The 11,875-nt window shown below is 65.9% G+C and carries 20 protein-coding genes and 1 pseudogene; 4 read left to right on the top strand and 17 right to left on the bottom strand.

Translation table 11 applies throughout. From position 1 onward, the window contains the following. From RMO81_RS02395 to RMO81_RS02350, 10 genes and pseudogenes are all read right to left on the bottom strand, one after another. Window positions 1-278 (bottom strand): annotated as a pseudogene (locus RMO81_RS02395) (hypothetical protein); the annotation flags it as partial. Continuing rightward, window positions 275-628, bottom strand: coding sequence for a hypothetical protein (locus RMO81_RS02390; protein ID WP_310474128.1), 354 nt, complete (start codon window positions 626-628; stop codon window positions 275-277). The gene RMO81_RS02390 and the pseudogene RMO81_RS02395, both read right to left, overlap by 4 nt. Then, entirely contained in the window at window positions 625-864 is a 240-nt protein-coding gene (locus tag RMO81_RS02385) for a DUF2312 domain-containing protein (RefSeq protein WP_310474127.1), read from the bottom strand. The genes RMO81_RS02390 and RMO81_RS02385 overlap by 4 nt, the downstream gene beginning before the upstream one ends. After that, window positions 857-1,045 (bottom strand): hypothetical protein, encoded by a 189-nt coding sequence (locus RMO81_RS02380; protein WP_310474126.1) that lies wholly within the window; start codon window positions 1,043-1,045, stop codon window positions 857-859. The genes RMO81_RS02385 and RMO81_RS02380 overlap by 8 nt, the downstream gene beginning before the upstream one ends. Next, window positions 1,042-1,200: a hypothetical protein gene (locus RMO81_RS02375; protein ID WP_310474125.1), complete on the bottom strand. Its 159-nt coding sequence runs from the start codon at window positions 1,198-1,200 to the stop codon at window positions 1,042-1,044. Before RMO81_RS02375 ends, RMO81_RS02380 begins: the two co-directional genes overlap by 4 nt. Further along, window positions 1,197-1,481: a hypothetical protein gene (locus RMO81_RS02370; RefSeq protein ID WP_310474124.1), complete on the bottom strand. Its 285-nt coding sequence runs from the start codon at window positions 1,479-1,481 to the stop codon at window positions 1,197-1,199. Before RMO81_RS02370 ends, RMO81_RS02375 begins: the two co-directional genes overlap by 4 nt. Next, window positions 1,468-1,761, bottom strand: a complete 294-nt coding sequence (locus RMO81_RS02365) for a hypothetical protein (RefSeq protein ID WP_310474123.1) — start codon at window positions 1,759-1,761, stop codon at window positions 1,468-1,470. The genes RMO81_RS02370 and RMO81_RS02365 overlap by 14 nt, the downstream gene beginning before the upstream one ends. A 199-nt stretch (window positions 1,762-1,960) precedes the next feature. Next, the gene (locus RMO81_RS02360) at window positions 1,961-2,917 is read right to left on the bottom strand and encodes a hypothetical protein (RefSeq protein WP_310474122.1); all 957 of its coding nucleotides are present in this window, start codon (window positions 2,915-2,917) and stop codon (window positions 1,961-1,963) included. A gap of 116 nt (window positions 2,918-3,033) precedes the next feature. Continuing rightward, window positions 3,034-3,366, bottom strand: a complete 333-nt coding sequence (locus RMO81_RS02355) for a hypothetical protein (RefSeq protein ID WP_310474121.1) — start codon at window positions 3,364-3,366, stop codon at window positions 3,034-3,036. 3 nt (window positions 3,367-3,369) lie between these two features. Further along, window positions 3,370-4,101, bottom strand: a complete 732-nt coding sequence (locus RMO81_RS02350; RefSeq protein ID WP_310474120.1) for a LexA family transcriptional regulator — start codon at window positions 4,099-4,101, stop codon at window positions 3,370-3,372. A 93-nt stretch (window positions 4,102-4,194) separates the two neighbouring features. Between RMO81_RS02350 and RMO81_RS02345 the strand changes: the two genes are divergently transcribed. Genes RMO81_RS02345 through RMO81_RS02330 form a run of 4 tightly spaced genes read left to right on the top strand, consistent with a single transcriptional unit; the run spans window position 4,195 to window position 6,409 of the window. Further along, on the top strand, window positions 4,195-4,425 hold the full coding sequence (locus RMO81_RS02345; RefSeq protein WP_310474119.1) for a helix-turn-helix transcriptional regulator: 231 nt from the start codon (window positions 4,195-4,197) through the stop codon (window positions 4,423-4,425). Between the two features lie 24 nt (window positions 4,426-4,449). Further along, entirely contained in the window at window positions 4,450-4,926 is a 477-nt protein-coding gene (locus RMO81_RS02340; protein WP_310474118.1) for a hypothetical protein, read from the top strand. Next, window positions 4,923-5,414 carry an HNH endonuclease gene (locus tag RMO81_RS02335; protein ID WP_310474117.1) on the top strand — a complete coding sequence of 164 codons (492 nt, stop codon included), beginning with the start codon at window positions 4,923-4,925 and terminating at the stop codon, window positions 5,412-5,414. The genes RMO81_RS02340 and RMO81_RS02335 overlap by 4 nt, the downstream gene beginning before the upstream one ends. After that, window positions 5,411-6,409, top strand: coding sequence for a DnaA N-terminal domain-containing protein (locus tag RMO81_RS02330; RefSeq protein WP_310474116.1), 999 nt, complete (start codon window positions 5,411-5,413; stop codon window positions 6,407-6,409). The genes RMO81_RS02335 and RMO81_RS02330 overlap by 4 nt, the downstream gene beginning before the upstream one ends. Window positions 6,410-6,672: 263 nt before the next feature. On the opposite strand, the gene RMO81_RS02325 is transcribed toward RMO81_RS02330, so the two are convergent. From RMO81_RS02325 to RMO81_RS02295, 7 genes are read right to left on the bottom strand one after another with little or no spacing between them, the layout of a single operon-like run. After that, on the bottom strand, window positions 6,673-7,191 hold the full coding sequence (locus RMO81_RS02325) for a hypothetical protein (protein ID WP_310474115.1): 519 nt from the start codon (window positions 7,189-7,191) through the stop codon (window positions 6,673-6,675). A 4-nt stretch (window positions 7,192-7,195) separates the two neighbouring features. Then, window positions 7,196-7,384: a hypothetical protein gene (locus tag RMO81_RS02320; RefSeq protein ID WP_310474114.1), complete on the bottom strand. Its 189-nt coding sequence runs from the start codon at window positions 7,382-7,384 to the stop codon at window positions 7,196-7,198. Next, on the bottom strand, window positions 7,381-8,466 hold the full coding sequence (locus RMO81_RS02315) for a hypothetical protein (protein WP_310474113.1): 1,086 nt from the start codon (window positions 8,464-8,466) through the stop codon (window positions 7,381-7,383). The genes RMO81_RS02320 and RMO81_RS02315 overlap by 4 nt, the downstream gene beginning before the upstream one ends. After that, a complete protein-coding gene (locus RMO81_RS02310; RefSeq protein ID WP_310474112.1) occupies window positions 8,463-8,906 on the bottom strand; it encodes a D-Ala-D-Ala carboxypeptidase family metallohydrolase in 444 nt (147 codons plus the stop codon). Before RMO81_RS02310 ends, RMO81_RS02315 begins: the two co-directional genes overlap by 4 nt. A gap of 2 nt (window positions 8,907-8,908) precedes the next feature. Beyond that, window positions 8,909-9,118 carry a hypothetical protein gene (locus tag RMO81_RS02305; protein WP_310474111.1) on the bottom strand — a complete coding sequence of 70 codons (210 nt, stop codon included), beginning with the start codon at window positions 9,116-9,118 and terminating at the stop codon, window positions 8,909-8,911. Further along, window positions 9,118-11,457, bottom strand: coding sequence for a phage tail protein (locus RMO81_RS02300; RefSeq protein WP_310474110.1), 2,340 nt, complete (start codon window positions 11,455-11,457; stop codon window positions 9,118-9,120). The genes RMO81_RS02305 and RMO81_RS02300 overlap by 1 nt, the downstream gene beginning before the upstream one ends. After that, window positions 11,457-11,873 carry a DUF6950 family protein gene (locus RMO81_RS02295; protein WP_310474109.1) on the bottom strand — a complete coding sequence of 139 codons (417 nt, stop codon included), beginning with the start codon at window positions 11,871-11,873 and terminating at the stop codon, window positions 11,457-11,459. The genes RMO81_RS02300 and RMO81_RS02295 overlap by 1 nt, the downstream gene beginning before the upstream one ends. Window positions 11,874-11,875 lie beyond the last annotated feature (2 nt).

Raw genomic sequence — 11,875 nt, 5'->3', positions numbered from 1 at the left:
CGTTGGCGGCATGCCTGTTCCCAGTTCTTCTCGGCCACGCTATCCGCCCGTCGATACAGAACCGAGCCGCGATAGTAGAGCCAGAATTCATCGGCCTTTGGATCGGGCATCGTAAGGGTGAACTTCACCTGCCGGCCTTCCATCCGGAACGCGACCAGGGCGCGGTTGCCATCGGTGCCGTACAGGAAACTATCGGCACCGTATCGGCGCAGGGTGCGCTCGATCTCGGTGCGGCTGGCTTCGCTGCTCACTTCGGTGTTGGCGGCGAATTTGCTCACGCCTCGGGCTCCACCCACGCCGGGTTGTAGGCCTCGCCATCGCGCACGATGCGGCTGCGCCCGCTTCGGCGGCCTTCCGTGGATAGGCCTTCCCACTCCGTAAAAGCCCGGCATTTCATATCGCGCAGATCAGTGATGTCGGCACGATGGACAGACAGCACCTGATCGTGCAGCGGGCTTTCTCTCGTCTGGCCCGCAAGCTGCATCTCCCAGAGCAGCCATTCGTGGATCTGACCCTCCGGCGCGGCGATGCCTTCGGGCAGATAAAAATCAACCACCACGTTGGCGCGATAAATGCGACCATGCGCTTCAATCTGCGGGGCTGGATTGTTGTGATCTAGCGTGCTCACAGGCCCACCGCCAACTTGTAGGTTTCGAGCAGCTGCTCCCACTCCTGGCGGGCGGCGGTTTCCATTTTGCGAAGGCGCACCAGCTGCTTCATCACCTTGATGTCGAAACCGGTGCCTTTGGCTTCGGCATAGACATCCTTGATGTCGTCGCTGATGCCCTTCCTTTCTTCCTCCAGCGTTTCGATGCGCTCGATGAACAGGCGCAGCTGGGTGGCGGAGACGGGTTCATCAGACATTCGGGGATCCTTCGGTGAGGCGATCGAGCCCGCGGGCGGCGGGGCCGAAGCTGTGGATGTGATCGATGATGGCCTGGCGGCGGGCGGCGGCCTTGATCTGGATGGCGCGGCGGGCCAGCGCGCGGCCGGCGTCGGATGGGGTGGGCTGGCCGGCCAGGGCGCGGAGCAGGCGGCGGATCACCAGCGCAGCCCTTCCGGGCCGATCCAGCCGGAACCGATCAGCATCATCAGCAGCATCGCCACGGCGCAGCCAATTACGCCGATCGCCAGCAACAGTGGCCCGGCCAGTTGGCGGAGGCGGCGGGCAATATCGGTGGGGTGGGGCGTGCGGTTCACGAGATTGGCCCCATCACCTGCACCGCCTTCAGTTCGCCGAGGCCCCCGCAGATCGGGACCACGTTGACATCGGTGCGGGTGGGCGGTGGGCTGGGCGGATCGGCCACTGGGACCGGGCCGGGCTGGCGCAGCGCGTGATAGCGGTGGCCGAATTCCAGCGCCCAGCGGGCCAGATCGGCCATCGCATCGCCAGTGGGGCGCTGCAGGCCCAGCGGCCACTGGGCCAGATAGCCCTGCAGCGCAGCGGCGGCGATAATATCGATGCGATCAGGGGTGGACACGCAGGCTCTCCCGATAGGTGGCAGCGAAGGCGCGCAGGCCGGCCCAGAGGGCGCGGGCGGCGGCGGTGGAGTGGCGGGCGGTGAAGCGCGCGGCAGGGCGCAGCACGTCGCGGGCGACATCAGTGAAAGTGGTGGGCGGCGGGCGGTCGATCAGGGCGGCGATGCTGTCCCGCTCCCACTGGTTCCGGCCCCAGCGCCAGCCGGAGAACTCGCGGCCGGGCTCGCGCCAGGTGGCGTCGGTGACAACCGGGCCGAGGTGGCGGGGGCAGAGGCGGCTCATGCTGCCCCCCGGGTAACCAGGGCATACACCGCCCTGAAGCCGCGGCCCGACTTGCCGTCCACGCGCCGAACCAGACCTTTGCCAATCAGGCCATTCATCGTGCGGGCAACGGCGCCCGAGCTGTCGGCGCAGCAGTCCGCAAGTTCAGCAGCGGTGGCGGGGCCAGCAGCCAACCGCTTCAAGCACAGCCGCGCCGAGCTCACGCTGCCCGCCGTTCGGCCAGCGTTACCGGCGGGTTGTTGATCAGTTCCAGGGCGCGTCGGTGAGCCTCGGCGACGCTGTTGCGGGCGGTGACCAGTGCATCATAGGTCAGGCGGGCCAGCTGCACTCGCCGTTCGGCAGCCGCAGCATCCGCCTCTGCATCCCTGATCTCCGCCGCTGCGGCGTGCTCCATCTCGTCAAGTTCAACCAGCACGCGGGTGAAGCTGTTGGTGGGCGGCGGGGGAGAGGCGCGGTCGGGTGCGCCCTCCCCCGCCGCGTCGCGCAGCAGCACCGGGGATTGACCCTGCGGGCCAGCCGGGATGGTGCTGCCCTCGCGCAGCGTGCCCTCCCCATCCTGGCTGGCCGGTTCCGGTGTGCGCAGCGAATTCAGATCAAAAGTGCCGGTGGTGGCCGCATCGCCGACACAGGGCGACGTGCCCAGCTCGGGTGCGGAGATGGTGGTTTCGGCCACCACCGGCAGGTCTGTCGCCGTATCAGGGGGGAAGATTTCGGCGACAGGATCCGCCGCAGCGCCAGCAACAGTGGGAACGGGCGCGGGGGCGGAATCGGGTTCGACGGCGACAAAGCCGCTGGTTTCGACCAGGCCAGCCGCGATGGCGTCGGGCAGCATCGGGCCGAAGTCGCTGGGGAATTCCCAATCGTCGGGCAGCTCGTTGGCGGGAGACGGGCCGTAGAGGCCATCCAGCAGCGCATCGCCCAGCGGCACGCGGCCAGATAGCGCGTTTTCGGTGTAGGCCTGGGAAATATCCAGACTGGCGGCCAGATCGCAGAGCCGTGCGTTGCGGCTGCTGCCATCGTGGTGCGCGGCGGCGATGATCAGATCAGCGCGAACCTGCTCTGCCGTCAGGCCGCGCAGCGCCAGGCGCTTCTCCTCCCCCACCAGCTGGCGCTCGGCCAGCATCGGGCGGTTCCAATCTGGAAATTTCTTGGCCACGGATGGCTCCCCGCCGCCGCGTGGCGAAGGGGCCTATTCCCCCCGGCCAGCGGCGACGGGGGTATTTATGCCTATGTGGCATTTACGGGTCAAGGCATAATTATGCCGCTAGGGCATTATTTGCGGCTGAGGCGCTTGCCCAGTCGAAATGAAGCCGACAGTTCGCTTGGCGGGCGGACGATATCCGAACGGCAGAATGGGCAGATCGTGGCCTCTGGATCGATTGCCTCACGGCAGGCTGGGCACCGGCTTTTCTTGCCCCTCTTGATGGCCTTTTCGTTCAGGTGGTCACGATCAGGGGTCAGCGCCAACGCGACGATCAGAGCGATGAGCGGCAGCAGCAGCGCGAATAACTGGAAACCGCAGCCGCTGCGCCCCTTGTCCGATGCGATCCAATCCGCCGCTGCTGCAAGAATGAACCAAAAGAAAAACAGGCCGAGGACTTCCACAGATCAGATTCCCAGCAATTCCGCCAATCGAACTACTCGATGGACGGCGTGCACTTTATTCACCGGGATAGTGAAGCGCAACGCCGGGTTGAACTGTTCCAGTTCGACATATTGCGACGTGCGACGGACCAGCCGCTTTACCATCGCGGTGATCACGGCCTGATCATCCCCTTCTTCGGCACACAGCTGCACCACCACATCATCGCCCATGGAAGGCGGGCGGCGCGTATCAACGTAGATCAGATCGCCCTGCTCGAGCCGGGGACTCATCGAATAGCCTTGGACATACAGGGCATAGGAAGCGGCATTGCCGCGAAGGCCTTGCGGCCGCTTCACATACTCGATGACGTCCACCAGGCTCAGTTCCAGCCGCTCTGCATTCGCTACGCCGCTATCGGTGGCAGATACATCGAGATCGGCGCCCAGGGCGGTGCCCATCACCGGCAAGTCGCGCGGCAGATCCGCGATCATAGGCGGCTGAATGAAGGTTGAGGCTGGCGCGGCGAAGCCGGTGGGCGGCGCTGCCGGTGCCGCAGAAGCGGAGGTTTCCATCAGCTCGGCCATCTCAACGCCAAGCACCTCCGCGAGCCGCGTCAGCCTGTTGGTGTTCAGTGGGCGCGTACCCAATTCCCAGCGGGCGATCGTGGTTTGCTCCACCCCCATGGCCGAGGCCAGATCATCTTGGGTCATCCCGCGCCGCTTCCGAATCGCTCTGATATTGGCTGGCACGGACATGACAGCACTTATGCCAGAGCGGGCATCAGCCAAAAATGGCCCGCCTGACATAAGTGCTTGCAGGTATATATGCCTATCTGGCATAGATGCGGCATGAGTATTCACCTCCCCCCCCTCATCACCCAGTGGCGCGAGCGAGAAGGCATCACGCAACAGCAGGCTGCCAAACGGATTGGTATCTCCCAATCGTTCCTTAGCCGCATGGAATCCGGCGAGCGGTTTCCGGAAAGGGCCACGGCCCAGCTGCTGATTGGCGCCGGGGTGATCACGGCAGAGCAATATGCGGCCGCGATGGTGAATGCCCCCGCGTCGCAGGCGGCCTGATCCGATGTTGAACCGATTCCCATCATGGCTGGAGTGTGCGCGATGACGCTGGGCGGAGTCCTTCCCAAACGCGCGCCGCTGACGAAGGAGCGTGCGAAGAGCGCGCTTTCGGCTGCGCTGGGCCGCCTGACCCACGTGCATGGCATGGACGCTGTGGCCTATCACGCTGGGTGCTGCCGTCGCACGCTAGAAGAGGCCAAGGCCGAACGCTGCCTGCCGGAGCTGCACACCATCCTGAACCTGCTGCCACTGGACGCTTCCGCCCTGGACGAGTTGCTGGCGGCGGTGGGCATGAAGCTGGTGCCGCTGGAAAGTGCGGGGCTGGATTGGCACGGGGTAAATGCTGACGCCGCGGGCTTTGTCGCCGCGCTGGCCAATGCGCTGCGCGACCGCCGGGTGGATCACCGCGAACACGCCGCCTTGATCAACCAGGCGCGACCGATGGTGCAGGAACTCACCGCCGCCATCGCCCAGCATGATCGCGAAAGGACGGCGGCGTGATCGGGCCGATGGTGAAACGCGCGGATGATGTTACAGGGCTTCATCCTTCACAGAAGGCTGTCTTGCACCGGCTCTGCCTCGATGCCGATGACCGGGGAGGGGACACATCGCGGCTCTCGATTTCCGATCTGTGCCGGCTTACAGGCTTTTCCTGGCGGGGGGTTGCAACGGCGCGGACAAAGCTGGCGAAACTGGGGCTCATCCTGGTTTGCGCTGCTCCAGGCGAGCGTCCGGACACAATCGTTGATCCCAAGCCGCTGCAGCACAAGCCCGTCGCTGACCGCGTTACGCGGTCAAAGTACAAGTTATCGGCAACAAAACGAAAGCGCATCATGGAGCGCGATGCCTATCGCTGCTGCAAATGTGGTTCCCACCTCGACCTTTCGATTGATCATATCGTTCCTCGATCAGCCGGTGGCTCGAATGAAGACGATAATCTCCAGACTCTGTGTGTCCCCTGTAACGTCAAGAAGGGGGCGGCGGTATGAGCTGGCAACTGCTCAAACGGGTGCACCAGCTGAAGGGCATCAAGGGACCAGCACGGGCCGTGCTTGTGGTGTTGGCTGATGAAGCGCGAGCCTATGACGGTGATCGATCATCGCTGACCACCGCCGATATTGCTGAGCGCACCGGCTTTTCGAAGCGCACCGTGCACCGGGCTTATGTCGATCTGGCGGCGGCGGGACATATCACGCGCGAACCGGGCAAGCCGGGGGCCGATGTGAAGACCATCGTGCACCCAGGCCAGGGCGTGTCAGCCCCTGCCGCTGTGTCAGCCCCGGCTGCCAATCTGTCAGCCCCCGCCTGCCAGTCTGTCAGGGGGTCTTATAGAGAGAGAGATAATAACCAATCTACGATACCACTCTCACCACCCGAGCGCGCGCGCGAGCCTGCGGCGCCGGTTCTGGATGAGGTGGACCAGGTGTTCGCCGCGTGGGATGCCTTCCACCAGCGGGCCGGGCTGCCGCCAGTGGCGCGCGGCATGGCACGGCGGGGGGCTCTGGCCGCGAGGATCGCAGAGGCTGGGCTGGGCCGCACCCTGATGGTGGTGCAACGCACCGAGCGCGCTCGCGCCGAAAAGCGGGCTCCGCCGGGCCAGGGGGACATGTTCTGGTCGTTCGATGCCGTGTTCGGGGTGGGCAACGCGGCCAAGCTGAACCTGTTCGACCGGATGCTGGATGGGCAGTTCACGCCGGCCGAGGCGAAGGCCGAGCCCGCGCGGGATCCGGGGCCGCCGATCGAGCGGGCAGGGGAGGGCGAGGGCGAAGCGCGGATCCGTGCCGCCGCGCGGGCGATGCTGGGCGAGAGCAATTATCGCGCCTGGCTGGCCGATGTTGGGATGCGACTGGCCGACGGCGAGCTGGTGATCACCGCGCCCACCACCTTCGCCGCCGATTTCCTTGCCAACAACATCGTGTCGAAACTGCGCCGGCCAGGGATGGCAGTTCGGGTGGTGCCGGCGGTGCACTGTGTTCCCGGTTAAGGGCCCCAGCGCTTGAACGTCCGAAACGCGGCCGGCTGGGCTTGATAGCCCGCCAGCCCGCCAACCGAAACCCCCCTCGATTTTTTAACTCGCAGAGAAAATGCAACTTACCGGGCGGTTTTGGGCAGCCTTGCTTCCATTCTTTTACCCTCCCCCCCTCCCATCGCCACCCTCGCCTTCGCTCCACGCCGCCCCACACGCGCACGAAAAAGGGCGGCGGAGGCCTTCGCCCCCGCCGCCCTTCAAGCGTCGTCTCAACAATGTCAGCGCGCGTCGTCTGGCGGCTTCCCCGTCACCTGCGCCCCCAGCGCCCATGCCGCCTTTTGCTCCCTCCACCACGCCTGCCAGCCCATCACCTGCGCCCGGTACACGTCGCCCTCCTCGGCCACGTCCACCAGCTGCAGCCTCAGCTCGGGATCCTCGACAACAACGATCTCTGCGCCGGCGGCAGCATCAGTCCCGACGGCGCATCGGGCCACGCTGGGCAGATCCGTTCGGCCGGCAGCACCCGCCTTGCCGCGCACCCGCTGCCGAGCAGCAGCACCAGAACGCCGCACATCCGCAATATCCGCATCAACCTTCTCCCCGATCCGCGCGCTGGCCTGGCCAGCCGCTGCCTCTGTCACCCGCTTGGCGCCCGTATGCGCCACCACAGCCGTGCTCTGCCCGGCCTGCCACGCTCCGTTCACCCGCCCTTCGGCACACTTCACCAGCGTCATCAGCGCGCCAGCCAGCGCCAGCAGCAGCAGCGGCCCTCGCCACGCCTTCACCAGGTCCAGCATCGCTTCACTCCTTGTCGTTGGCGGCTTTGCCCAAGGCATATCCACCCAGAGCCCCACCCAGCATCGATCCCAGATTGTTCAACAGCTGCAGCCGCTCTGCCAAAGCCTGCCCGTGCCAGCCGATCAACGTGCCACCCACCCCGATCAGCACGATCGCGCCGATAATCGCCAACGCCACGCGCTCGCTCATCATCGTGACACCGCCTCACCCGGCCGCCACGGCTTCGTATCGAACCGGCTGCCCACCTCCAGCGGGATCGTGCCATACCACCAGATGCGCGGCGGCGGCTCTTTCGTGCCGTCGACCATCGGGTTGTCGCTGATGACGTTGCCGGTGCCCTCAAAGCCCTTGATCTTGCCGATGCCGAACAACACGCCGGGATGGCTGGCCAGGATGTTGTATTTGACCACGCTGTTCGCGCACCCGCCGCAAGAAATGGTGTGCGAGAACGTCACCCAAGCGCGATTGCCGAAAGCGAACAGCCCATCAACACTGCCGCCGCCAATGTTGCCAAACAGGTTGGCTTGCATCACGCCCTCGGCGTTGTTGTTGACCAGCCATATCTGCGTCATCACCGGCCCGGTGCGCAGGCTCCAGCCTTGGATGCAATCGGGGTGCACGTTGTTGGCGCGCTCATACCAGCGGCAATCGTTTTCGCTCAGAACGATGCGATGGCTGCCCACCACATTGAAGCCGTCCGAGTTGCTTTCACGCGCCTTGTTGTTGTGCGCCAGGCTGTCGGTCGTCTCATAGAAGGTGACGCACACCCGAAACCGCCGGCACTCGCTATCCCGCACCGTGATCCACGTGCTGTTGCGCGCATAGATGCCGCCCCGGTCGCCCGTCAGCCATGCGCCAGTCGCACCCAGGGTGAGCGGCAGGCCCAGCAGCTTCGCGCCGCTTATGATGACATGGCTGCTGCCGCTGATCTGGATCGCCTGCCGTTCCCGCGTGTCCTTTTCCAGCGTGCCATAGGTGCCGCCCTCGATGTGCAGGCCGCTGCTGTTGGCGATGGTGACCCCTTCCGGGAACGCCGCGCCCGTCGCGTCGAGTGTCACGCCGGGCAGAACGGCCTTGTTGATGACGATGCGCGCCGGGCATGTGATGGGCCCGGTGGTGACAACGCCGCCGGCAGCGGAAGCCACCAGATCCTGTGCAATCGTGGCGCAGCTGGTCGCCGTGGCGCCCAAGGCCGCACTGCCCGCGCTGCCCAACAGCAGCAGCCCAGCCACGATCTGAACAACGCTGCGCCATACCATCCCGTAATTCATCATGTTGGCAGTCCTTTCCGCAATTTCGCCCCGGCGCGCGTCGTCGGGTTGGTCCACACCTCGCCGCGTCGCTGCGGGTGAAAGCTCAGATGCACCACATCGGTGGGCACGTAATAAATCAGCTGATCAAACGGGATGCCGCTCGCCGCGATCCGCCGCGCCGCCGCCAGCCCGCCCACAGCCTGCACCCTGAAATCCACCGCCCAGCCCAGCGCGTGATGGCTGGTCACCACCCCGCCCACTTCGCGGTTCACCGCCGGGTTGCGATACCAGCTGGTCACCTTGATCGGCGCTGCAAACAACGCCCGCACCAGCTCCAGCTGAGCCGCTGTCGATTGCAGATTGGCAAGGTGCGGCAGCGTGGGCTGGTTGGGATTGCCCATCGCCCGCGCCGTGTCCGAAGCCGTCGCCTCCGCCAGGCTGAAATGGCGTGATAGCTGCATCGCTATTCCTCCCGCAGCCACCGGGCCCGGTCGCCATCGCAGGCCCACTCGTGCCCGCGCAGCGCCGCTTCGGCCGGCGGCAGCGAAGCAATCACAAACCCGGGCCGCCAAGCGCCGCACGCCGGGCACCGCGCCTCGATCATCCCCGGCGCGCGCTCTCGTGTCGTCAGATCAGGGCGTTCGGCGGGCAGCGTCTCCAGCCAGTGCGCCATTACAGAAACGCCTGCCAGGGAATCGGCCCGGCATTGGCCGGCGTCAGGCTGGCCTCCACCACTGTGCCCGGCGTGTATTGCACCTGGGTAAATCCGGTCAGCGCGGTGCCAACACCATCGCTGCTCACCAGCGACACGCCAAATTCTGCACCCGCGCCAAAATCCACCGCGCCCGGTGTCGCCGATCGATTATAGGTGCCGGTCGTGTTGAACGATTCCCGGCCCACCTCTGCCCAGGCCCCGCCGATCCGGGCAAACAACGCCACCTCGGCATTTCCCGGCTCCCCGAAAGCCACCATTCCCACCGTCACGCTGAACCGATAGGTAAACCGCCCATCAAACGGCGCACTGCCGCTGCTGCGGTTGATCACCCGCGCCGGTTCGCCAACGCCGCCCGCGCTGCTGCCCGTATCGGTGATGGTGCTGCCGGCAGTCACAGTCTGGCTCTTGGCCACCATCGTAAAACCGCTGGCGCTCAGGCCATCAGCCGAAATCCGGATATTGTCGGCCGTCACCGATTTGCCGCCGGGCAGGAAAAACACCCGGGGCACGCCGGGCAGCGTGCCGGGAAAATTCACCACGTCGCCGTCGCGGGCATCGCCGCTGGCCACCAGCTGGGCAAAGGGATTGCCCGTGTTCGCCACAAAACTGGGCAGCGCCTGGCCGCTACTATCGGAAAGCCGGCTCACCACCGGCTGGTCCACCGTCACGTCCGCCCCAGGCGCGATGCCGGCCAGCAACCAGCTCGCCGCCGCGCGCGTGTCGAAAACCGCCGGCGTCGGCGCCGTCACCACCGGGCTTTCTTCCCGGTCCCAGGCAAAAACGCTGGCCGCCTCCTCGCGCAACAGCACAGTTGCCGTGCCGTCCTGGCTGAAACTGATATCGCGCACCCGCACCAGCTTGCCGGTCCACCCGCGCGTGGCGCTGTTGATCACGCCCACCTGGTTGCGCCGCAACCGCCAGCCCCGGATGCCCAACGTCACTCGAAATTCGCCGCGGATCAGCTGGCGCTGCGCCACCTGCTTCATAATGCGCTGGGCGCGGCGCGTTTCCTGCACCAGGCTCAGATCCAGCGTCAGCGGGCGCGGGCCCTTGGCGGTGCGCGGAATCGCCACCTCGGGCACGTCCAGCAGGTCAAACAGCGTCGGACTGGCCGGCTGGGTATATCGCGCGCGCACCACCGTAAATTGCTCGCCCAGCGGCGGTTGCGGCTGCCATTCGTAACCGGTCACAAAATCGTCATCGGTCAGGGTGAATGTCGGCGTCAGATCGTTCACCGCCACGCGAAAATTGAACTGGCCGCCGTGATCGGTGAATTCGCCGTTCACCGCGTCTTCGTATCGGGCGATCAGGGCCAGCGCGCCATCACCATCGGTGAAACTGCCGCCGCCTTCGTATCGCCGCTGCGATCCGCCGCCGTTCAACGCCACCGCTTCGTCACACAGCGCCGCCGCCTGCGCCCAGCCAGCCAGGTTCATCGTGTCGGCCGGATAATCAAACCCCACCGATCCCACGCCATTGATCTTCCAGCCCAGCAGAATGCTCAACAGCTGCAGCGCCAGGTTGCGCCCGCGCTCAACGCCCGAAACCTCCCACGCCCAGGTGGTGCAGTCGTTCGCCCGCTGCGGCCCCGACCCGCCCGCCACGGTGGAATCCCGCGCCGGGTCATACACCGGCATGCCGTTGCCGATCACCCGCCATTGGCCGCCGATGCCACTGCCAAACGGGCTCTGGCTGGTCTTCGAATTGTCGCTGCGCTTCACGCGCGCCTTCATCGTGGTGCAGCCGGTCAGGCGCTGCGCGCTGCCCCAATTTGCGCCGCCGTTGACCGTGTGGAACGCGCCCGGCCCGGCCTCCAGGATCACCTCGATGGTCAGATACCCGGCATATTTGCCCTGCACCCCGCCACCGGCGGTCCAGGCCAGATCCTTGTCGATCCAGATTTCATCGACGCTCTGGCTGCGGTGCGCCGCCAGGCAGAATACGTAATCGATATATTCCTGATTGGCCCCGCTCGCCTCAAAATGGCGCAGGTCCATCGCAAACAGCCCGCGGCCCAGCAGATATTTGCGCAACGCCGCCGGGTCGGGATTGATCGATTTTGGATCAAACGGCACCAGGCTGGATGCAGCGCCCCGCCCACCTCCGCCCAGCGCCGATAGCCCGGCCAGCGTGGTCGCCGCCAGCAGCGCAGGCACCGCCACCGATGCAATCGCGGCCGCCGCAAAACTGCCGCCCAGCGCGCCGATGATCCCGCCCGAAATCAACTGGCCGGCACCAGGAATCACGTTCACCGCGATGGCAGCGATCACCGCCAGCGGCTTCAGGATCTTGCCCATCAGTCAGCTCTTCCGACGGGCCAGCAGGCGATAATCGTCTCTGCCGCCATCCGGTGAAGGCCCGCTTCGCCAAACGCCATCGGCCCACCGCCGGTCATCACACCCAGAATGCTGCCATCGCTCACGATATCGCCCCGGTGCGCCGCCAGCGGCGGGATCCGCGCGCCCAGGCAGCTATCCGCCGCGTCCAGCAGATCGGCCCAGCCCAACGCCGCCAGCCACCGCGCCTGCCCGCGGGCACTGCGATACGGCCGCAGGCCAAACGTCAGCCGCTCGCCGCTCACTGCTTCGATGGCCAGCAGAATAAATCCTACGCAGTCGTGGCCCCATCGATGGGCGTAATCGTGCCCGGCCCAGGCCGCCACCACCCATCTCAATCGATCTTCCCACTGAGGGTGGCGCATCGGCAGCTGCATGA

This window comes from Sandarakinorhabdus sp. (assembly GCF_031422795.1).
Taxonomy (GTDB): Bacteria; Pseudomonadota; Alphaproteobacteria; order Sphingomonadales; family Sphingomonadaceae; genus Sandarakinorhabdus.
The sequence above is the reverse complement of the archived record's forward strand: the minus strand, read 5'-3'. Positions and strand labels throughout refer to the sequence as shown.

Bases quoted from the DNA above. Each gene is read 5' to 3' on its own strand.
- RMO81_RS02385 (WP_310474127.1), bottom strand. From the start codon at position 864: ATGTCTGATGAACCCGTCTCCGCCACCCAGCTGCGCCTGTTCATCGAG.
- RMO81_RS02365 (WP_310474123.1), bottom strand. From the start codon at position 1,761: ATGAGCCGCCTCTGCCCCCGCCACCTCGGCCCGGTTGTCACCGACGCC.
- RMO81_RS02350 (WP_310474120.1), bottom strand. From the start codon at position 4,101: ATGTCCGTGCCAGCCAATATCAGAGCGATTCGGAAGCGGCGCGGGATG.
- RMO81_RS02345 (WP_310474119.1), top strand. From the start codon at position 4,195: ATGAGTATTCACCTCCCCCCCCTCATCACCCAGTGGCGCGAGCGAGAA.
- RMO81_RS02340 (WP_310474118.1), top strand. From the start codon at position 4,450: ATGGCTGGAGTGTGCGCGATGACGCTGGGCGGAGTCCTTCCCAAACGC.
- RMO81_RS02330 (WP_310474116.1), top strand. From the start codon at position 5,411: ATGAGCTGGCAACTGCTCAAACGGGTGCACCAGCTGAAGGGCATCAAG.
- RMO81_RS02325 (WP_310474115.1), bottom strand. From the start codon at position 7,191: ATGCTGGACCTGGTGAAGGCGTGGCGAGGGCCGCTGCTGCTGCTGGCG.
- RMO81_RS02320 (WP_310474114.1), bottom strand. From the start codon at position 7,384: ATGATGAGCGAGCGCGTGGCGTTGGCGATTATCGGCGCGATCGTGCTG.
- RMO81_RS02315 (WP_310474113.1), bottom strand. From the start codon at position 8,466: ATGATGAATTACGGGATGGTATGGCGCAGCGTTGTTCAGATCGTGGCT.
- RMO81_RS02310 (WP_310474112.1), bottom strand. From the start codon at position 8,906: ATGCAGCTATCACGCCATTTCAGCCTGGCGGAGGCGACGGCTTCGGAC.
- RMO81_RS02305 (WP_310474111.1), bottom strand. From the start codon at position 9,118: ATGGCGCACTGGCTGGAGACGCTGCCCGCCGAACGCCCTGATCTGACG.
- RMO81_RS02300 (WP_310474110.1), bottom strand. From the start codon at position 11,457: ATGGGCAAGATCCTGAAGCCGCTGGCGGTGATCGCTGCCATCGCGGTG.
- RMO81_RS02295 (WP_310474109.1), bottom strand. From the start codon at position 11,873: ATGCAGCTGCCGATGCGCCACCCTCAGTGGGAAGATCGATTGAGATGG.